14 protein-coding genes and 1 pseudogene are annotated in these 21,247 nt (G+C 44.0%); 2 read left to right on the top strand and 13 right to left on the bottom strand.

Going from position 1 to position 21,247, the window contains the following annotated elements:
• Positions 1 to 134: 134 nt before the first annotated feature.
• From QP775_RS16155 to QP775_RS16115, 9 genes and pseudogenes are all read right to left on the bottom strand, one after another.
• Complete coding sequence (locus tag QP775_RS16155) at positions 135 to 2,102, bottom strand: AraC family transcriptional regulator (RefSeq protein ID WP_285107543.1); 1,968 nt, start codon at positions 2,100 to 2,102, stop codon at positions 135 to 137.
• Between the two features lie 252 nt (positions 2,103 to 2,354).
• Complete coding sequence (locus tag QP775_RS16150) at positions 2,355 to 3,242, bottom strand: AraC family transcriptional regulator (RefSeq protein ID WP_285107541.1); 888 nt, start codon at positions 3,240 to 3,242, stop codon at positions 2,355 to 2,357.
• A 148-nt stretch (positions 3,243 to 3,390) separates the two neighbouring features.
• Positions 3,391 to 3,851, bottom strand: a pseudogene (locus QP775_RS16145) (Rossmann-fold NAD(P)-binding domain-containing protein); the annotation flags it as partial.
• A 174-nt stretch (positions 3,852 to 4,025) separates the two neighbouring features.
• A complete protein-coding gene (locus tag QP775_RS16140) occupies positions 4,026 to 6,017 on the bottom strand; it encodes an AraC family transcriptional regulator (protein WP_285107539.1) in 1,992 nt (663 codons plus the stop codon).
• A gap of 268 nt (positions 6,018 to 6,285) precedes the next feature.
• On the bottom strand, positions 6,286 to 7,038 hold the full coding sequence (locus QP775_RS16135; protein WP_285107960.1) for a MerR family transcriptional regulator: 753 nt from the start codon (positions 7,036 to 7,038) through the stop codon (positions 6,286 to 6,288).
• A gap of 91 nt (positions 7,039 to 7,129) precedes the next feature.
• Positions 7,130 to 7,894: an SDR family oxidoreductase gene (locus QP775_RS16130; RefSeq protein ID WP_285107958.1), complete on the bottom strand. Its 765-nt coding sequence runs from the start codon at positions 7,892 to 7,894 to the stop codon at positions 7,130 to 7,132.
• 115 nt (positions 7,895 to 8,009) lie between these two features.
• Positions 8,010 to 8,897, bottom strand: coding sequence for a YwqG family protein (locus tag QP775_RS16125; RefSeq protein WP_285107537.1), 888 nt, complete (start codon positions 8,895 to 8,897; stop codon positions 8,010 to 8,012).
• A gap of 148 nt (positions 8,898 to 9,045) precedes the next feature.
• A complete protein-coding gene (gene cysI, locus QP775_RS16120) occupies positions 9,046 to 10,779 on the bottom strand; it encodes an assimilatory sulfite reductase (NADPH) hemoprotein subunit (protein ID WP_285107535.1) in 1,734 nt (577 codons plus the stop codon).
• An 87-nt stretch (positions 10,780 to 10,866) separates the two neighbouring features.
• Complete coding sequence (locus tag QP775_RS16115) at positions 10,867 to 12,735, bottom strand: assimilatory sulfite reductase (NADPH) flavoprotein subunit (protein WP_285107956.1); 1,869 nt, start codon at positions 12,733 to 12,735, stop codon at positions 10,867 to 10,869.
• Between the two features lie 1,141 nt (positions 12,736 to 13,876).
• Here QP775_RS16115 and QP775_RS16110 point away from each other — a divergent pair.
• Entirely contained in the window at positions 13,877 to 14,524 is a 648-nt protein-coding gene (locus QP775_RS16110; protein ID WP_285107533.1) for a transcriptional regulator, read from the top strand.
• Between the two features lie 577 nt (positions 14,525 to 15,101).
• Here the strand turns inward: QP775_RS16110 and QP775_RS16105 are convergent.
• The 4 genes from QP775_RS16105 to QP775_RS16090 form a co-directional block, all read right to left on the bottom strand.
• Positions 15,102 to 16,793, bottom strand: a complete 1,692-nt coding sequence (locus QP775_RS16105) for an AraC family transcriptional regulator (protein ID WP_285107531.1) — start codon at positions 16,791 to 16,793, stop codon at positions 15,102 to 15,104.
• Between the two features lie 128 nt (positions 16,794 to 16,921).
• Positions 16,922 to 17,884 carry an ABC transporter substrate-binding protein gene (locus tag QP775_RS16100; RefSeq protein ID WP_285107529.1) on the bottom strand — a complete coding sequence of 321 codons (963 nt, stop codon included), beginning with the start codon at positions 17,882 to 17,884 and terminating at the stop codon, positions 16,922 to 16,924.
• Positions 17,885 to 18,194: 310 nt separating this feature from the next.
• A complete protein-coding gene (locus tag QP775_RS16095; RefSeq protein WP_285107527.1) occupies positions 18,195 to 18,911 on the bottom strand; it encodes an MgtC/SapB family protein in 717 nt (238 codons plus the stop codon).
• 367 nt (positions 18,912 to 19,278) lie between these two features.
• Complete coding sequence (locus QP775_RS16090; protein WP_285107525.1) at positions 19,279 to 19,872, bottom strand: TetR/AcrR family transcriptional regulator; 594 nt, start codon at positions 19,870 to 19,872, stop codon at positions 19,279 to 19,281.
• A 276-nt stretch (positions 19,873 to 20,148) separates the two neighbouring features.
• Between QP775_RS16090 and QP775_RS16085 the strand changes: the two genes are divergently transcribed.
• A complete protein-coding gene (locus QP775_RS16085; RefSeq protein ID WP_239326406.1) occupies positions 20,149 to 20,982 on the top strand; it encodes a hypothetical protein in 834 nt (277 codons plus the stop codon).
• Positions 20,983 to 21,247 lie beyond the last annotated feature (265 nt).

The raw sequence follows: 21,247 nt of genomic DNA, 5'->3' as shown, positions 1-21,247 counted from the left end.
CAAATAGGCCGCCCATACCAAGTCACAGCATAAAAGTGCTAGCGTTGGTATGGACAGCCTGATGAAAATACCCTTTGATATCCCGAACCAGATTAACATTCACTACTTAATGTGGTATCCCTTGCTTATCGCTACTACTTCTTGGCACGTTCAATTATCATTTTTGCAACTTCCTCGACCTGTCCCAGAATAGAGATAGGGTCAGAGAACCAGAAGCGCCAGCCATCAATTTCATATAAGTGATCGTTTTGTACGGCTGCTAGCTTGCTCCAAACCGGTGCTTTCTTATAATCAATCTTGTCCTCTGTTTTACCGACAGCTACAAAGACGCGATCTCCTGCATACTTCGCCAAAACTTCTAGCGAAATTCGCTGCCATTGCTGATCTTTCTTGTGCATCGCTTGTTGCACTGTGTCTGGCATGATGAGTCCTAGTCCCTCGTAAAATGACCGTCCCGTGTACCCATTTCCGAACAAGTTAACGCCACCCTTGTCCCCACTGTCAATCACGGTAACGGTTTCGTCTTTGCCGACAATGTCCTGAATGCTTTGTCTAGCTGATGCTACACGCTGCTCATAGGTAGCTAACCACGCCTCTACCTCAGACTTCTTATTCAAAACACGACCAAACTCGCTTAACTCCTCATACATACCCAAATTATTTGGAATAAGCACCGTAGGCGCAATTTTGGAGAAGGCCTCGTATTTCTCTCTATCACCCGTAATAATGAGGTCCGGATTAAGATCAATCACGGCCTCCAGCGATTCCCCGATATCAACAATATCGGCTGTTCCTTCTTGCAAGTAGGGGCTCTTTTTGTATAACTCATATGTCCCTATAGGAGTAATACCAAGTGCCAGTAAGTCGCCCAAATAATAATCCGTCACTACCCTGGTCGGATTAACTGGTACGTCTACATTTCCCATAATGGTGCTTACGGTCCGTACTTTCCCTTCTGTGGCAGCATGATCTGGATTTGAAGAAGTCCCTCCACTATTTGGACTTGATGCGTGAAGTGGCTGTGCTGCACCGCTTGTGGGCGATGTTGTATTCCCCGTAGTTGTAATTGCTGTGCCTCCGCATGCACTAAGAAGCAACGTAAATGTCAGCAGTAGACTGACAGCCAAGCTAGATCTTGTCACTTTCTGCACTGGAACAAACCCTCCACATTTATATTGATAATAATTATCACTATCAATATAACAGTTAGGCTTCTGAGCAACAATTTCATTTCTTCCTCTATTTAATAGATTATTTTCACTTTCTACTTGCTTCATCTTCCATTTTCCAGGAGAATATCCCGTATGCTTCTTAAACACTCTGCTGAAATAATAAACGTCAGCATAGCCTACATCCTGTGCGATCTCCTTTAAAGCAGCATCGGTTCCCCTTAATAGTTCCTTCGCTCGTTCCATTCGCAAACGAATAAGCCAGTCAATCGGACCGCAATTAAACGTTTGCTTAAACCGATTCGAAAGATGACCATGACTGCAATTCATAACCTCAGCCAACGACTCTAATGTAATACTCTTACTATAATTCTCCTGCATATATTGAATGCACATCGAGATCAGATCAGGTGCAGGCAGATAAGCAGAAATGTCTTGTGCATGCAGTTGTCCAACAAGATCATATACCCACTGATAAAATAACGCCTTGACATGAAATTGCTCCATCTTGCTCTGCTGCTGCCAATGCATCGACATACGTGTGATGGTGGAGTACAAGGAAAGGGGTTGATGAGGAACAAAGTGGTATTGCATTTGATACGGATCATAAACGCCTGCCTTACGGGAATTAGCTGAGGTCCCTGACAAGGGCATCACTGCTTTATATAAAACAAGGTAATATTCCAACTCACTACCGCTTACTTGTATGTTCAGTTGAGCCCCTTTACCTGCGTGAATGAGGTGAAACCCGCGTACGGAATATACAGTACTGTCCACGAGCAATAATGCTTCGCCGCGTACTGTGTACAAAAATCCGCTTGTCGGCAGTTGATAGGTGAACAATTGCTCATTTGACTGCATCACCTGATGTCTAATATCCAATACATGAACCAACGAATGCTGCCAGATCTCAATATGTTCATCCTGCTGCAATTGCCTTTCACCCCCGCCGCTTGTCTAGATTACTCAAATGTTTCTTGTTCATGATCTGCACCCAAATATTCTGCTCCTGCACAGAATGGTGTCATTATAAATGATAATTGTTCTCAGTGTCAATGAATGTAGAATACCCTATAGCAGTGACCTGCTATGTTCTTTGAGCTCAAAGGCAGCATACTCTGCCGCACCAGTTCGTATGCCATGCTGCCTAATTCCTTCTGGTATAGCTTGATCAGTTGGACTCACTTATGAATACTGGTTATCATTATTTTTTACAACTGGAATCCAAATCTCACTTTTAAAAGTAGGTGAAGAAACGTCCTTATGCTCGTTCCATAGTATCTCCGGGCCGACTGCTAGTTCATAATGGGATGAAGGGAACCATTCAGAATAGATTCGCCCCCAAATCTCTTGCAGCCTCTGAGGGAAAGGGCCAACTGCTGTAAAGACAGCCCACGTACTCGCTGGGACCGCTAGTGCTGTATAGTATGCAGGACACGCCTCCGTAGTCGCCACGCCTATATAATGATCCAGTTCACCGTGCTCCAACCGCCCCTCATCGAAGTTTACGGATGCACTGATTAGCCCTGCTGGTATTAAATTAGACAGCCTCTTCAACTGATCAATTTGCTGCTCATTTAAGCTGCCCCACATGGCCGCAATTTCTGGATTCACACCTTCGTAAATTAACGGTACTCTTTTCATTATGCCTATAATACGAAAAGCCTCTTTCTCTTCAATGCGATAATCCATTTCATTTCCTCCTCTAATCGATAATTGGAACGTCATTCGCGGATAAGCCTTTAGTGATTGGCCACTTTGCCTAGCTTCCGAGGGAGCAATACCGTGTATGCCGTAAAACGCCCGCGCAAAGGAATCCGCTGAAGTATATCCGTATTTGACAGCTATATCTATGATTCTGATCTTACTGTTGTGTAATTCTAATGCTGCCAGCGTCAGCCGCCTCCGTCGAATGTACTCGGAGAGTGTAATCCCAGCCAGATAGGAAAACATTCGTGTAAAATGATATTCCGAGCAATGGGCTTGCTTGGCTACTTCTTTCATTTCAATCGTACTCGTCAAATTAGCTTCGATATAGTGCAGCGCTCCGTTCATTCGTTCTAACAAATTCAAGTTGCGACCTCCTTTCATAAATAAGAATAGCAGGTTATTTATTGCGCGGTCCGACATTATGTGCACAAATATGTAGGGTATGCTTAAATTATCTAAATTATCATCCCCACACCTTTTGCTGGTAACTCCTCTGTCTTGTGCCCGAAATCTACGCCCTCCTCTTCAGTTCTTGTATTGTTGCAGCTATCCCGATGTCAAATGTTGTGGCTGGAACAGGTCCAATCTGCCGTTTGTATTTTTCTCCGCTCAATACAAGCGGCTCTTCAGTCAAGTACAACATCTCGATAATTTCCCTCATCACGGGAACCACCAAGCCTAATACAGAGAGCCCCAGCTTCTTGAGTGTAATTACAGGTTTAGCGCGCCCACTTGCTTGTTGAGCAATTCTGACAATTTCCCTGCCTGAGATCGTGCCTGCCCTGGAATATGCCAGTTCTGGTTGTATGCATGATCTCTTTTTGCAAGCTCCACAATCATTTGGGCTGCATCTGGCAAATATACGAATTCCCGAGGAACTTGCATATTCCCAATAAAAAAGGCAGCTTTGCCTGCGGCAATTGCTTCAAGTGTAGTGCCCAGATAGGAGGCCTGATTGGCTGTTATGGCGTATCAATGCGGTACATGGATACTCCTCTTACGAACCTATTCTTTTGATACTTTGCTTTCAACAAAAAACACGCCTCCAACGGGGGGCGTGTTTTTAAATATGTGGTAAATTGTTAAAATGGATACAAAACCTTTCTGTCGTAACACTCTTTGTGCAAGATGCCCTATTACGAGCAGCTATTTTTTATTGGCTAGTAATAAATTAACAATCGAATCTAGTTGAAGTTCAAGCGAATAAGGATCTTCCATTACAAATTCATCGCCTTTGTCGTCAAATGAACCGTACATATAGACGTTGCCCTTCTTTACGGCCGCAAGCCCCTTCCATATACTGCTGTTTAACACATCATTCGCCCCCTTATCATGGGAACCATATACAAATATATGATCGCCCGCATATTCAGGCAGCACTTCTAGTGAGATAGTCTCAAAGCCTTCCTTCATATCCAAGGCTTTCTTTGTAGGAGGGAGTCCCAGCATCTCATAAATGGTTGAGCTGCCATAATTGCCACCTTCCGCCGCTAACACGTACAAAGTTTTGTTGGCCACTTGTACGATAGAGACCGTTTCGCCTTCCTTAATGATCCCGGCAATTTTCTTCTTGGCATCTTCTACATTTTGCTTGTATCCCGTTATCCATTGCTCCGCTTGCTGCTCTTTCCCGAAAATTTCACTGATTCTGCGGAATTTCTCCAGCGGCCCAGCTGTAGAAAGACCTTCCCAATAAGGAAGAAACACCGTTTTTCCAATCTTCTGATAATCCTCAATATTTTTTTCCATCGAACCTATAATTAAGTCAGGCTCCAAATACGTTAATTTTTCTAAATTCATAGGGAAAGCGCCAAGATCCTCAATTCCCGCTATGAGATCTTTGGAAATGCCTGCTTTCTCTATCCATGCCTCACTAAGCATAAAGCTTCTCACACCGACTGGAATAATTCCCAGCTTTAATAAATGACCCATATACTGATCAGAAACTACCCGCTTTGGTTCTGCTGGTATTTCCACATCCCCTTTTAGCGTCGATACTGTTCTTGTTTTGGCCTGCACACCTGCTTGTGCATCTCCATTCGACTTCTCGCCAGTTGTAGGGGCAGTCGTTTGATTCGCTTCCGTTTGCGTGCCTCCAGTTGTATTAGCTTGTGTTGAACAAGCTGCCAGCAGCAACGATAAGCAGAGCACCACCGTCATTGCCGTTACTTTGATTCTGCCTTGCATGTGTATGTCCCCTCTCGCCTTGTATCGATATTGATAATCAATATCATTATAAAGTCGAGACGGCTTCTGCTGAACGGCATATGTTAACATCGTAGTGGGCAAATCTTGATGCCAAGACTGCTGCAATCGCTCTTTTTTAAAACGGACGGGAGATAAACCTATGTACTTTTTGAAGCTGCGGCTTAACGAATGTGCATCTGGATAACCTACCCTCTCCGCAATTTCCTGCAAAGTCGCGTCTGTCTGCATCAGCAGTTGCATCGTTCTTTCCGCACGGACTTGACCAAGATAATGGATCGGGCTTGTGTGCATATGTTTTTTAAACGTTCTGGACATATGCCCTGCACTACATCCCAATTGTTCCGCAATGGACTCTAATGTAAGAGGCTGCCTGTAGTGCTCGTGCATGTAAGCAACTGCTTGCGCCATTAAATCCGGCTTAAGGGGCTGAATACCTTGACGATGAAGCTGTGCTAATAGTTCATACACAAACTGATAAAGCAAAGCTTTAACATGGATATTCCCAAGTTCCGTTGAGTGACGCCATGCTTGCTCCAAAAGCTCTACTTTGTCATATAAGGATAATGGCTGATGCGGTGCAAAAGCATACTGGCATTGAAAAGGATTTTCTCTTTCCAGCAGTTGTTGAATATCTCTGCTGCTGGGCAAAGCAAGAATCGTCTTATACAGAATGAGATAATATTCAAGTTCATCCTCTGTGACGATGTTTAAGCACATCCCTTTTCCACCATGCAGGACATGGAATCGTTCTACCTTGTGCACGCTCTGGTCCAGCCAGATCTGGGCATTTCCACGTATCGTATATAAGAATGCACTGGTCGGCAGTCGGTAGTTTCGTAATCCCTTGTCTTTATGCAAAGTCTCATGTCGGACATCCATTACTTTTATAAATACATGATTCCAAAGCAAGATGTGATCATTTAATTTCATAACTTTATGCTCACCCCGATCAAAATCATCACCTAGACCTACTCTAGTTACGTCACTTAAAACATAGTTTTATTATAGTTGATAATCATTCTCATAGGCAATTAAAGTTAAGCATTACATTTGTGAACTCTGTGAACTGCTGTGAAATTGCAGGAAGTATTTGGAGGTATAGCCAGACTCCGTTTATTTAAAGTGAGCTCACAAAAACAGAAAGACATCGGAGATCACCGATGTCTTTCTGTTTCATCTGACAGCACCTATGTTATTATTATGAAGCATGGATCGCAAATGATTCCGCAGCTGCCGCCAGATAATAGGCCAATCCGATCTGTTGATCTTCAAGCATATGAAGATGGAAATCATCACTCAGAAAATATCGGGTTTGTACTACAAATTCTGCTGCTGATACTGGATGCACATGAGTGTTCAGAAATTCAAGATGCTTGTGCAGTAAGCGTGAGATTTCCAGATCATTGTGCTTCTTTCCTGCTCGCAATGCACCTGCCAAACTCGACATAAATGCCGTAGCCTCCGCAGCTATATCATTCATCTGCTGAGTATCGATTTGAACCGAATCGAGCAGCTCATAATCATACGTTTCTTTTAAATAGTTATGCTGCTCCGTCATGGCTTCCTTCCACGAGTCCTCGCTTTCAAATCCTTTAAACAGATCTTTATCGGTCATCTGTTCTCCTTTCTCCAAGCTCGTTATGGAAGTTCTTAATGTGTTAATGATTGTATCCAGCCGTTGTTTACGAAGACAAAGCTGCTTTTCTTGTCTTGTAAGGATGGCTGCGCGATCTGGCTCTTCTTCAAGCAGTTGTTTAATCTGATCCAAAGTAAAGTCTAGTTCTCTGTAAAGCAAAATTTGCTGCAAACGCTCCAACTCTGTTGTTCCATATAACCGATATCCAGCCTCACTAATTTCACAAGGCACAAGGAGACCAATTTTATGATAGTGGTGAAGTGTTTTTACAGTTACGTTTGAAAATAACGACACTTCTTTTACGGTATAGTGTATGGTAATCACCCCCTTCTTCTTTAAGCTTAGGGGCTCCTCTAAGGTAAGAGTCAATACTGGATTAGAAAATAAATGACTTGTATTTGCTCCGTCATGAACTTATCAACGCTGTGCTCAAAGTCCATAACCGCTCAGCATGGCTGCTGTCGACCGCATATTGGGGGTAGCTTCTGGAACCGAATATGTTTTTCATTTGTGCGATACCTGTTTCACTGATGGAAGGCTGCATGATCTCTCGTTTATGATTGATTAACTGGCCTGTAACACTACAAAATTCATCCGAGGTGCAAATATGATAATAGTTATCTGCCATGCCTGCTGGCAAAGGATTCGTCAAATTTTGTGCCCATGCAAGCCCCCTCCACATAGGACTCATCTTGTTGATCGTTTCTTTGGAAAGTTTAACGCGGTTTATTTGAAGCGCGTTTATATGAATTCCCCGGTTCTTGAAATGTCTGGCCATGCAAAAGGTTAATATCAATAAGGCCATTTTAGAATCTCCGTACATCTTATATGCGCTATGATGTCGTGTGCACTGGTGTTCGCCACGCAAATTATCAAAGTCAATCTTTCGGTTTGGATCAAAGAAATTTTTGATATTTGTTGTGCAGGCGCTAAGGATACGCGGGTTTTCCGATTTCTCCAAATGATCTGCCAACAAATGAGTCATAAAAGTGGGGCCAAAAGCATTTGTTGCGAATGACAATTCGATATGCTCAGGGCTGAGCTTATACTCTTTCTCACCATGGTTTAAGTGTGCGGCGTTATGGATTAAGATGTCCACACGGGGATAATTATCTTTAACAGACGAGCAGAAGGAACGAATTGAATCAAAGGAAGAAACATCAAGCTTCAGCAGATCTACGTTTTACAACAAGTTGAGCGAAATAACGCTTCTTCAGTTACAAAAAAACACGCTTCATGCAGCGTGTTTAATGTAAAGGTATTTATGTAAGCTGCTCTAGCGCTGGTTAGCTAGAATAGAGCGAACAATACGTCCGGTCAAACCGTCCTGCCAGCAAATCTTCCTTACGAATAAAGAAATGCAGCACGCCGGCGTCCCACCAGCAGAATCCTATGTCATCATCGGAATCAAGCTCAAGCAGCATCAGAGTATCTTGAATCTCTTGCTTAGCCTTCTCCTCATCACCTGCAAAATGATTGGTTATTTTCTGGAGCGCTTCCTTAGCCTTGTAGTTGTAATTGGCTCCTGTCAACATCATCAAAGCCGCTTCAATTTCAGCGTCACCGTGCTGACCCTCTGGGTAGCCAAATAATTTGACCACGTCACCCGTCTGGCTCTCGCTTATCTCAAAACACAAATCTTCGTAATCTTCATAACCAAACGTTTCATTTTCGATCAGGTCATCGTCGACGTAAGCATAATTGGGTGGTTCGAGCGACCCTCTTGCGTCAAGCTGGTATCCGCAAAATCGTTCTTCTAGTGCAGTCTCTTCAGGAGACAAGCGGTGCTTAGCGGTCGCAAGCTGCTCATCCTGCAAATAGAGTACTCGATGTTGAATATGATAAGCTGGCTCGTCTATGCCTACAAAAAAGTAAAGCATGCCGCTTGCAGGCAGAAGTCTGGATTCATCATGGATTGCCATATCCTTCAGATTCAGTTGAAGTAAAAAAGTCATCGGTACGCCGTCTGTCGTCAAAGGCCAATCGAGATGGGGAGGAAGGTCTGGATCTCCTCCGACTCTGGAGGTACAAGGAATATGGTAATTTGCCTTCTCGGCTTTTACGCCTCGAATAACGTTCCTTGTCTTCTCAAGTAGATATGGCAAGACATGCATACACTGATGGTCGTGGAGCAGCTGCTCCAATCGATTGCGATGTTGTTCACTTAAATTCATGATCATCCTCCTCCATGTTGATAGATTAATTTTATACGTTGATCGCGGATGCCTCCATAGTGCGTTATACCCAGCCTTTCTCTCCCGCATACCAAAATGGCGACACAGGAACAGATCCTGCACCGCCATTTCGATAAAACCCAATTGATTAATCGTGGAAGTTTGTACCATCCGTTACAGGCTTTACATAGCCGGTACGGATGACAAAGTCGCCAAAATGCTCGCCTTGGCTGCGCTCAGCCGCATAATGATTAATGATCGGCTTTAACGTATCGACAATTTCATCTTCACCAATGTTTTCGCGGTATAACTTGCTCATGCGATCGCCAGAGAAACCCGCACCCATGTACATGTTATATTTCCCAGGTGATTTGCCGATAAACGCAATCTCTCCTAAAGCAGGGCGCGCGCAGCCATTCGGGCAGCCTGTCATACGAATATTAATCTCTTCGTCACGTAGACCTGCCTTCTCAAGGATCGGTTCCAGCTTATCGATTAGCGATGGCAAATAACGTTCTGCTTCTGCCATTGCCAGGCCGCAAGTCGGCAGCGCTACGCAGGACAATGAGCTTCGGCGCAGCGCAGAATATTGAGCGCCTTCCGTAATGCCGTATTCCTTCAACAAAGCAGCGATTGCTGTCTTCTTTTGACTGGTTACGTTCGCAATGACCAAGTTCTGATTAGCCGTCAGACGGAAATCGCCGGTGTGTATCTTGGCAATTTCACGCAACACTGTTCTAAGCTTGTAGCCTTCAACGTCTACGATACGTCCGCTTTGAATGTACAATGTTAAATTCCATCGATTGTCCTTGCCTTTAATCCAGCCGTAACGGTCACCCGTATGATCAAACTTAAACGTGCGCGCAGGCGCAAGCTCCCAGCCCAATCGATCGTGTAGTTCACTCACAAACCACTCCAGACCGTGCCGGTCGATCGTATATTTGAAACGTGCGTTTTTCCGTACGGAGCGATTACCATAATCACGTTGGATCGTAACGACCTTTTCTGCCAGATCCAAAATCCGATCTGCCGTGACGAAGCCTATGACACGAGCAAGCTGCGGATACGTAGCCGTATCGCCGTGTGTCATGCCCATGCCGCCGCCAACACTGACGTTAAAGCCAATCAGCTTGCCGTCCTCTACAATAGCGATAAGCCCAAGGTCCTGCGAATAAATGTCAACGTCATTGGAAGGAGGCACGGCAATCCCGATCTTAAACTTTCGTGGCAAATATACAGGACCGTAAATCGGCTCCACCTCAGCAGCTGCGTCCGCATTCTCCAGACTGTCCACAATCTTTTCATCATCCAGCCAGATTTCATGGTACGCAGGTGTTTTAGGAGCCAAATGTGAAGTCAGCTGCTGCGCCCAATAGTAGATCTCGCTGTGAATGTCAGACTGGTAAGGGTTTGGATTACACATGACGTTGCGGCTAACATCACCACAAGCCGCCAGCGTTGTAAGCAGTGCTTCGTTGATTTCTTGGATCGTTTTTTTCAAATTCCATTTTAATACCCCGTGGAGCTGGAATGCCTGCCGTGTTGTTAAACGAATGCTGCCAGTGCCATATTTATCAGCAAGCTCATCCATAACGAGCCATTGTGCTGGAGTGGATACTCCTCCGGGGGTAACTACACGGAGCATAAACTGAAAGTACGGCTCCAGCTTTTGTTTTTGCCGCTCATTGCGGTAATCACGGTCATCCTGCATATAGCTGCCGTGGAATTTAAGCAGTCGGTTGTCCAGCTCCGGTAAGCCGCCAGTTATACGATTTGAGAGCGATTCAGTCAACGATCCTCGTAAATAGTTGCTCTCCTTTTTCAATTCCTCTACGTCACTTGGTGGCCCGCCGATTGGCTCTACCTTATATTTGTTTGCCATTGCCGTTAGCTCCTTTACCCCCATGATCGGTTCATCTGTACATATCTATAAAAGGATTGCTTATCACATTTGCAAGTGTGTTATTCCTTAGTATACGTCACGCTGATAACGCCCCTGTTCTTGAAGCTCTGACAGATACTGTGCTGCCGCTTCTGGGGATTTGCCACCATGCTGTTCAATAATTGCAAGCAAAGCAGCCTGTACGTCATGCGCCATGTGCTTCTCATCTCCGCAGACATACACGTGAGCGCCGTCTTGCAGCCACTCGTACATCTCTTTGCCATTTTCCAGCATCCGCTGCTGTACGTATACTTTCTCTTCCGTATCTCGAGAGAACGCAACATCAAGCTTCGTTAATATGCCTTCCTTCAACATGCGCTGCCATTCAGTCTGATACAGGAAGTCTGTCACGAAGTGCCTATCGCCATAGAAAAGCCAGGTTTTCCCCACTGCCCCCAGTTCCTCACGCTCCTCCAAAAAAGACCGGAACGGCGCCACGCCTGTGCCAGGCCCCACCATAATGATCGGCATATCCAAATGAATCGGCAGCTTGAAGTTTGGATTATGCTGGATAAAAATTGGAAGTTGTGCGCCCGGTTTAAGGTGTTCGGCAATGTGACCTGAGCAAACCCCTTTACGATTGCGCCCATGTGCTTCGTACTCCACTTTCCGGATCGTCAGATGTACTTCCTCTGGATGGGCATCCAGGCTGCTCGCTATAGAATATAACCGCGGCGGCAGCTTACGAAGCAAAGTCCCAACGTCTCTGGGAGCTAGCGTCCACGGTGCATAATCACGCAGCAGATCAAGCAGATCGCGACCGTTTATATAGGCTTTCAGTTCCTCTTTATGTTCCGGTTTCACCAGTTCAGCCAATTTCCCACTGCTGGAATAGGCAGCTGCTTTTTCTAGCAGCGGCTTCGTTAATACTGTAATTTCGTAATGATGAAGAAGAGCATCGTATAGTGTAGAAGCCTCGCCATTTTTACCGGTAATGACCGTCTCCTCCGGACTCCATTTCATAGCCGAAATCACTTCATTTACCAAAGTCGGGTCATTCTGCGCGTATACGCCAACCGCATCACCAGGCGCATACGTCATACCTGATCCTTCAAGCGACAGTTCCAAATGACGTGTTTCGCGGTCTGAACCCCTACCGTTTAAGTTCAAATTATCCAGTACTTCCGCTTTAAACGGATTCGTACGTGAATATGCAGAATCACCTGCAGTAGATGTTGGTGCAGACATATCACCAGATATGGCAGCCGAAGACACTGGGGTCGCAGCGGCTGATGATGATACTGTGGCAACAGTTACTGCATCATTTATGGCTGCTAGCCAGCCTGAAGCTGCATCCTCAAAATCCACGTCACAATCTACACGGTCCACGATCCGTGCTGCACCAAGCTCCGCAAGCTTGCTGTCAAAGTCCTGTCCTGTCTTGCAGAAGAACTCATACGAGGTATCGCCGAGCGCAAGGACGGAGAACTTCATTCCATCCAGCTTTGGTGCACGCTTGCTATGCAAAAATTCATAAAAAGTTAATGCATTATCCGGTGGATCACCCTCGCCATGTGTGCTGACGATTACAAACAGGTAACCTGCTTTCTTTAGGTTGTTTGTTTTGTACTGATTCATAGCTGAAAGCGTAACCTCGAATCCTTCGCCTTTCAGCGTGTTCGCCAACCTTCCTGCCAGCCGCTGCGAATTACCAGTCTGAGAGCCAAACAAAATCGTTGCTTCGCGCGGACCTTGAGTAACAACTGCTGCTACAGGAAGGTCCTGTACCTCACTTGTCGTCAGTAACGCTGTCGTATTGCTAACTTGATCCGTACGATAAAAAGCTAAATATCCCCCAAGCCAATGTAACTGGGCCTCCGTTAAGGTAGGAAGCAGCTTATTGATTAACTCTGCTTGCTCGTTTGTAAACGGACTATTTGTCACTTGAAGATGCACCATATCCACCCCACATCAATCTCTTTAAATCCGACCACATTACTTTGTTTTATCTTCACTTATACTATCGCAGTCTCATCAAAGGTTCAATGATATTCATCGATATTGGTCTATAAGACTTTTTGAAGCATTCATAACTTTTGATTATAAAGCTGTTTTTTAAACACATGATATATGGATCAACAACCCTTTATTCTCTAATACTTAGTCAAAAGTTCATACATCGGACCGCGAGTCCATTTCAGCAAGAAACCTTTAAACAAACGTTACAGGACGCGGTTATCCTTTTACAGCAACGTTTGTCATTAATGAGCCAAGTTAATTAAACCCTGATCTCATCGCTGTCTGTTTGCTTGTTTACTAGATTCTAGTTATCAGGACTCACTCACCTAAATAACCAGTGCTCCCTTTTTATGCTCTTTATATGTCCTGTCTCTACCTGCCGATCAGCTTCTAGAATTTGATCTAATGAATAGTGTCTATAAGTATCTATCTATGACCGTTTGCATCTTTCTTTTCTCTTTTCCCCATCAGCTCTTTGATTGTGAGGAAATTGATGTCCTCGACGCATTCTTTTGCAACCTCATATCCTACAAATGATACATATTTACCAATCGGAGCACGCGCCCTTTGACATTTCCTTTTCGGGGCAATGTGGCCTTTCCTTATTAGGTGGATTATATTGTTGATCTGCAGCACACACGATATAATGACAATATAAAGGTCGTGAAGAACACGCCGCTTCCGTACAATAGCTATCCTGATACCGTTGTGATGTCAGGATGGAGCCATTGTACGGAAGCGGCTTTTGTTGTTTTGTCAGAGGCAATTGTGTTGAAGCGACTTTTTTTGTTTTGTCAGAGGCAATTGTGTTGAAGCGACTTTTTTTGTTTGTCAGAGGCAATTGCGTTGAGGCGACTTTTTTTGTTTTGTCAGAGACAATTGCGTTGAAGCCACTTTTGTTGTTTTGTCAGAGGCAATTGCGTTGAGGCGACTTTTGTTGTTTTGTCAGAGACAATTGCGTTGAAGCCACTTTTATTGTTTTGTCAGAGGCAATTGTGTTGAAGCGACTTTATTGTTTTGCCAGAGGTGGTAGCGCAGTACTTTGAATTAATTAGTAATGGAAGGGTGGATGAACACATTGTCAAGATTTGAGCAGCACTACAAGGCGTGGTTGCAGGAGAACCTGGATAAGGAGGACAACGTTAGAAGAAAAGAGCTACTTAGGAAAGGACTTGGCCATGGCACTGTGGAGTTTCTTCGACTGATATGGTTTCCAGTAGTGGGCAATATGAATCATCTGTTTCCAGAGTGGGAGGTTCGTGACTTCAACAATGGCTATCGTTATCTGGATCTTGCCTACATGCCTGCTGGCGCTAAAGGAGGGATTGAGATTCAGGGATATGGGCCGCATGCCCGAGATCTGGATGTGAGGCGATTTAAAGATTTATGTCGGCGGCATTGCTTGTTAGTGCTAGATGGGTGGACATTCCTGCCGATTGCCTATCCTTCTATTGTCGATGAGCCCAAGCAGTGTCAACAACTTGTGCTCTCATTTATAGGTAGGTTTATTGCCTCTGACGTACAGTCCTCCTTATCCTGGATCGAAGCCGAAACAGTTCGATTTGCACGCCGACTGTTACGGCCCATAACACCAACAGAACTTGCTAATCATCTCAGGGTGAGTGATCGTCATACTAGGCGGATACTGCATAGGCTTGTTCAATTGCAAATACTGGACATTGCAAGCGGACAACAACGAGCTCGAAGCTATCAGCTGAGATTATAACTTTATATCGTGCGTATTGCTTCATACGCAAACTTAAGGCTGGCTGTGACATAGACAATACTGGCGGACAGAGAAGCCGTTATTTATAGTGTTCAGCCAGTTATGGTAAATTTAGCGGACGTTGGTTCCGCTATTTACTTATTAACACCAGCATTAACTGATTAGATGGAGGATAACGCATCTCATGTCCGCGTACCTACGGAAATCAGCAAAAAACGAGAAATAGCGGAACATCAGTCCGCATATTTCTGACAAGTGTACGAATAATAGCATGCTAGTGTGGTGACTGAATTCTGTTAAGCAATCTACACGGTATAGAGACAGTATGACAGTATATGTAACAAGATATACTGGCTTCGCGTGGGTAAGAGCCACTGGATCGCCCTAGAACTGCTTTAAAAATCAACAAAATCACGCCTATAAGGGCGTGGTTCATCACAGATGTATGGGTGTAACCTAGGGAATGGGACACCAGCAGCCCCATTGCTACCATCGATTACTCTTTCATCATCGGGTTTATGATTACCACTAGATGCGTGTCTCCTAACGTTGGACATAATTTTAAAACTTCTATACGTTATTGTGCCTTGAGCAAGCTATCTACGATAACTTGAAGCTGCTCATCAAGAGAGTATGGATCTTCAAAGGAAAATCGATACGGATTACAAAAATATACGCAACCCTTTCGAACTGCAGGTAAGCTCCTCCATACTTCACTGTCTATTAACGTAGAAGAATCGCCATAAATGGATATAAAAATATGGTCACCGGCATATTTAGGCAGCATCGAATAAGCAATTTCAATACTCAATGAGACTTCGCTAAGCTCCTTGCGCTGCAAGGAGGGTGCTTGCAGTTGCAGGGCTTGATAAAGGCTGAAACTCCCGTATCCCGCATGCCGCCCCAGCACAAATAGCTTCCCATTCAACAGCAGCAAATTCGTGACTGAGTATCCATGCCCGAGCTTGCTTACGATCCTTGACCTTGCCTGTTCCATTCGACACTCGTAGTCTTCGATCCACTGTTCTGCCAGATCGGACTTGTTGAGTGTACCGCCTATTAATCGAAGCTTCTCCAATGGACTAGCGCTCTGATAAGGGATTAAAAGCGTGGGCGCAATTTGTTCGAGCATCTCATATTGCTGCTCATTTTGCGACACAATCAAATCCGGCTTTAGTCTGGTTACTAGGGACAGACAGATGGGAAATTCATTTCCCAAATCGACGGTTCCTTGCAAGCTGCAATTCCTTTTCTGTTCGGAAGACATGAACTCTTGCCTAAGCATTCCCGTTCTGGCCCCTACAGGCTTCACACCAAGCTTAAGCAGCTGTCCCATATATTGATCAGCAACAATGCGCTGAGGACTGGTTGTAAGCGTGAGGCTTCTCAGCGAGCGCTGTTTGTTTTGTGCATATTGACGAGGCGATTGCCCTACAATTTGCTTAAATCGACGATTAAAATAATATTCATCCCGATAACCAACAGTCCGTGCAATGTAAGATAAGGGGCCGCCAGCGAGCAGCAGCTTCTTGGCCTCTTGAATTCTCAGATCGGTCAAGTAATCCGTCACGCTCCGATTCGTTAGCATACGAAACAATTCGGTAAATTGCCTTCGGCTAATTCTAGCCTCCATAGCTAGCTTATCAACTGTAATGTCTTCATGATACGCCGCATGCATATAATCGATCGCCTGCTCAACGGCTTTTTTGCTGTCTTTCTTCGTATCATGCTGTAAGCTGCGTTCTACAAGAATGAACATCATCCATTCCTGAAAGTGCATATGATTCGCTAATTGCTGCAGCGGATCGGAGCTCCATCTATCTTTAAAGAGCTGGTCCAATCCTCTTGAGAGACGCTGCCAGGATACTTTCCACAAATAGTGGTGAGGTAGGAACACAGAGCGACTGCAATTAAGACGGCCAGTACGTGTATCCGTATTCACATACGACGGATCGGCTGCATCACCTGAATCGCCCGTACGCTGAATCGCATAGGAAATGATATAACAGGAAAAGGGTCGTTCCCTTGGATTGCTTATTTGAATGGTGGACGATGGGTCAAGTGCAAGTATTTCTCCTGGATGAAGCTCGACTTTCTTATGATCTTCTTCTATGCAAAGGCTTCCCCTAATCATTACAATGAGCGTGGGTTGATTAATCACATAACGGAATGAAGTCTTCGTAACACTTGAATCGTATCGATCGATATGTAGAAGCGTAAAAGAAATGGAACGAGGTATACGCTCTGTCTGAGTCCGCAATTCAATCATAGGCTTCCATCCTTTCTGCCTCCATTCTATGTTGTAAAACAATGATTTAAAGATAAAGATTAAACCCGTTATCCACAAAATCGTAGAGAACGGGTCGAGATTTGTCTGAAGTAAGATATGCTCATTATTTACCTGACAGACGTTGTCAGAAGGTCAAGTATAATCTTTAATTGTGCTTCCATGGAGTAAGGATCGTCCATTACAAAAATAGTCGAATCGTAAAAATAGACTTGATTGTTCTTAACAGCAGGGATGCTTTTCCAAAAATCACTATCCAGTAATTCCTTCGCTTTATCCTTGTTCACTACCGTTATGAAAGCGTGATCACCCATGTAATCAGGAACCTTTTCAAGCGACAGCTCCGTGCTGGCCATCTCTTTGTTACGCAGCTCTTCAGCCTTGTTAGTCGGTTTCAGCTTCAGGTAATCATAGACGATCGTGCCACCGTATGCTCCTTTGGGACCAAATACATACACATTTTTATCAAACACAGCCATGACGGATACCGTCTGACCTTCCTTTAGGTTACCGGATTTAGCAATTTGCTGCTGTGCATTTATTAGCTGGCTCTCAAATTGTTTGATCCACTCATTTGCTTCGTCAGTTTTGTCAAACAACTCGGCAATTTTAAGCAGCTTGTCCATAGGAGATGCATAGCTTTCTGACCAATAAGGAATATGAACCGTAGGCGCAATCTTACTGTATGCCTCCTGATTGTCTGGGAGAGAACTAATGATCAGATCAGGCTCCACCAAAGTGAGCTTCTCCAAATTTAGTGGAAATCCTCCTAAATTCTCAATACCGTCGAGCGTGCCCTCCTTCAAATTCGAGAGCGGCATCCAGGCTTCCGTCAGCATATTCTCGCGCACGCCGATCGGCTTTATGCCAAGCTTAAGCAGTTGGCCCATATACTGATCGGAGGCAACTCGCAAAGGCTGTGCAGGAACATTCGTCACGCCAGAAGCATGCTTAAAGGGACGTGTAGGTAAATTGGTAACGTTGTCAGATTGCTTGCTCGTACAGGAAGTTAGTAAGAGTGCAACAAGTCCTACCAGGCATATTCGTGCTGAAATAGTTCGTTTCTTAATCAATTTCTTACCCCTTTACATTATATTATAAAAGATAATAATAATCATTATCAATAATTATATGTGTATCGGGCCATGGTCTCAATGGAAATACAGGCGATTTTTTTATACTTTGAAACGATGACTATCAAAGCGCCACAAGATTCTCTGAATAGTTAAACGTTATGCTTATATGTCGCTGACACAATATTGGCAGCACTTGCTTCCTTGTTATACTGCGGAAGACAAATAATCGTCTAGTCCTTTTTCAAGAGAGCTAGACGATTATTTTTGCCATCAGGAGAATGATGCTCTTGATTCATTTATAACAACTTTACAGCTGCTCCGCTTCTACGCTAAGAACATAATCAAATTCCTTGATGTAATAGTAAATCTCTGACAAATAATAATGATTGGGTACGGACAGCACCAGATCCATCCGCTGCCGTGCGCTGTCGAGATCCTTGATCTTAAAATGCCTGATTTTAAATTCGGCTTTATCGCTTGACTTTCTGCCCTCTGATACAGGTGCAGGAATCCGTTGTATATGTCTTATGAGCTCGGTCATGCGAGAATTCGATTCTACGACAACCTTGAGCGACACATCGTATCGATTCAACTTTTCCCATCCAAGAAGTTTCATGAGGCTGGGAATCAGATTGACGGCTGCAATCAGAAGCAAAATACCACACGTTGCTTCCTTATAGAATCCGGCCCCAATGGCGATCCCTAGTGCTGAAGCGGACCAGATAAGGGCTGCGGAAGTCAGTCCGGAAATCACCTCATTGCTTCTTCTTAAAATAACCCCGGCTCCAATAAAGCCGACACCACTTACGATCTGAGCAGCGAGACGCATCGGATCCATATTCGGATGATTCTCACCGCCGAACTTTCCAAATGCTTCAATAGAGACAATCGTCAGCAAGCAACTGGCAATACAAATGACCATACTGGGGCGCATCCCCAACTGCTTCTGTTTCATTTGTCGATCAAGTCCGATGAGTAGGCCGAACAACAAAGCGAGTGTCAATTTTATCATCATAATTATCATTACGATCACCTCTTGGATCTATGTTCATATTTGAATGCGCAAATTGCTTCTCCAGTAAAAGAGGATCGAAATTTATCCGATAAGCTTCTCGCATCTCATTTAAGCTATTATAATTATACTTCATCTCCTATCCGTGTGGCACGTCATGAAGCACTTGGAACGGAATTGGATGTATAGATACGGAAAGCACACGGAATGACGAAGTGACTCTTTATTGTACCCATATAAATTAATGTGCCACTGCTCCAACTTGGGCTACATCCATTATGTACTCTCCCCTTTCTGGCAAAAATAAAAACCCTCTGAGCGCCCAGAGAGTCAAAACCACCTTAAAAATCGTCCTAAGCCTTTAATTACTTAACGAGGATTAATCCGACCATTGCTCCAGCAGCGCTGGAATTCCTTTAACCAGAAGCTGGTGGTACACTTCGCATATATCATCAATTTCAACCGTATTCGAGCCTAGCAGCATTTGCATAACAATACCATCAATCGACCCTATCAACAACGAAGCAAGTGCTTTATTATGACGGGTTGGTTGTATATCATAAATGCGCTGCAGTAAATCATCTACATGTCCGATCCAACTTTGGTATTTCTCCTTAAACTTAAGCGATATATCTTCGTTTCCAAGCATAGCTTCTTGTGCAAGATAGAACTGGATTCGATTGTCATCCTTTTTGTTAAATCGTTTTTTCAAATCCCTCTCAATTTGCTCAATCGCTTCCGCACGACTATATTTTCCTTGCTTTGTGTCCTCTGCCATGCGAGTAGATACAGAAAGGCTCCGATCCATGGCATCATACAGAATATCTTCTTTGCTTTTATAATGGTGATACAATGCCCCCGTGCTAAGCCCCGCCTCATCAGCGATCTTCCGCATCGTTGTGCCCGCAATACCTACTTGAGAGATGACACGATTTGTAGCATTAAGAATACGCAATTTTCTCTTTTCGATCATTGTTTCCTCCCCCAACCTAGTAACTTTATCTATGTTGTAGTTGTCTCTTTGAACATTGTGCTGATCACGAGAGAGCATTTCTAGAAAACTCTTTATAAAAAGGGTACCCAGTTTAAATGGCTTTGTGTGTGCTAAATTACACAGACAACACAAGTTATGTCTTTATACAATAAAACCGAACAGTTGTTATGTTTTTATTTTAACAACTTCATACTTAATTGCAACGCAGTAAGGTGCAAAGCAAACACGCTTCCAACAACATTAGGAGGGTACACCATGAATATCCCTGTGTGGCAGTACAGCATTAGTATGATCGGTTATATCGTATTACTTCTTGTTATTGTCGGTGTCATGCGCAAACATTATAAGTTTGCACATTGGTTCTGGATTGCTTCTTTACTCACATTCCCGTTATGGCTCATGGGAGGAGTAGAAGGATGGTTTCGCTGGGCCAAGATTTTGAGTGTAATTCTGCCTACCATTTTTGTGGGATTCATTCGAATTGCCAACTATGAGAAACGAGAAGGTCGGTTTTGGAGTGCGCTGCAAAAAGATTGGGTATTGTGGTTTGTATACGGTGTTCTTTTCCTTAATATTATGGAAGCTACGATTAAAGACTTTACAATGGGAAATACGTTTAACGCGCTGACTGGTCTTTTATTATGTATTACGATTCCTTTCGCGCCTAAGTACTGGAAGATATCCAATCAAAAACATGGCGATCTTATTGTGTATACGACAATTGGCTGGAACTTCATGTATACCACTTGGAATGCTGCCTTTGTATATGCCGAAAGTCCAAAGTTCTTTGCAAGCTCGTTATGCATCCTGCTCGCAGCTGAGCTTTATCCAATTATTAAACGTCGCCCAGAACTATACATAATTGCGCGGGTGTATACGTTAGCAGCACATTTGCTTCTACGTGCCTGCTTCGTTAACCTGTTCCCAACGCTAATGGATGCTTCCTCCTGGTATAACGCAGATGTCATGAATTACTGGGGTATCGCTAACTTTGTGCTCATGGTTCCATTTGTATTTTGGCACATGTGGCAGCTGCATACAGGTAAAGCTGAGGTCAGTTTCCGACGTGGTCGTACAGAGCTGAATTAACGGAGCACCCCTATTTGCAAAAAAATTGAACCAGTAGCAAAGAGCTACTCTTTGAATAAGGTCCACTAAAATACGTGCGCTTATCATGTTAAAACTACAAATGATAACAACTTTTAAAGGCGAATCTCTCATTTCATTCTGAAAGAGATTCGCCTTTATTTTTCACTATTCTTTTCCCAATACGAATGCTGTGTAGAAGATGAATTTTCGCAAGCCTCATGGAAGCGCTGGGTGCACTAAAAAGATCCACTGAACTATATCAATG

It is taken from the genome of Paenibacillus sp. UMB4589-SE434, from assembly GCF_030226685.1.
Classification (GTDB): Bacteria; Bacillota; Bacilli; order Paenibacillales; family Paenibacillaceae; genus Paenibacillus_B.
Note: the sequence above shows the minus strand (reverse complement) of the source record. Positions and strands in the feature narration are given on the sequence as shown.

Coding starts and splice junctions, on each gene's coding strand:
- QP775_RS16140 (WP_285107539.1), bottom strand. CDS start 6,017: ATGAAATTAAATGATCACATCTTGCTTTGGAATCATGTATTTATAAAA.
- QP775_RS16125 (WP_285107537.1), bottom strand. CDS start 8,897: ATGAATTTAAGTGAACAACATCGCAATCGATTGGAGCAGCTGCTCCAC.
- cysI (WP_285107535.1), bottom strand. CDS start 10,779: ATGGCAAACAAATATAAGGTAGAGCCAATCGGCGGGCCACCAAGTGAC.
- QP775_RS16105 (WP_285107531.1), bottom strand. CDS start 16,793: ATGATTGAATTGCGGACTCAGACAGAGCGTATACCTCGTTCCATTTCT.
- QP775_RS16095 (WP_285107527.1), bottom strand. CDS start 18,911: ATGATAATTATGATGATAAAATTGACACTCGCTTTGTTGTTCGGCCTA.
- QP775_RS16090 (WP_285107525.1), bottom strand. CDS start 19,872: ATGATCGAAAAGAGAAAATTGCGTATTCTTAATGCTACAAATCGTGTC.
- QP775_RS16085 (WP_239326406.1), top strand. CDS start 20,149: ATGAATATCCCTGTGTGGCAGTACAGCATTAGTATGATCGGTTATATC.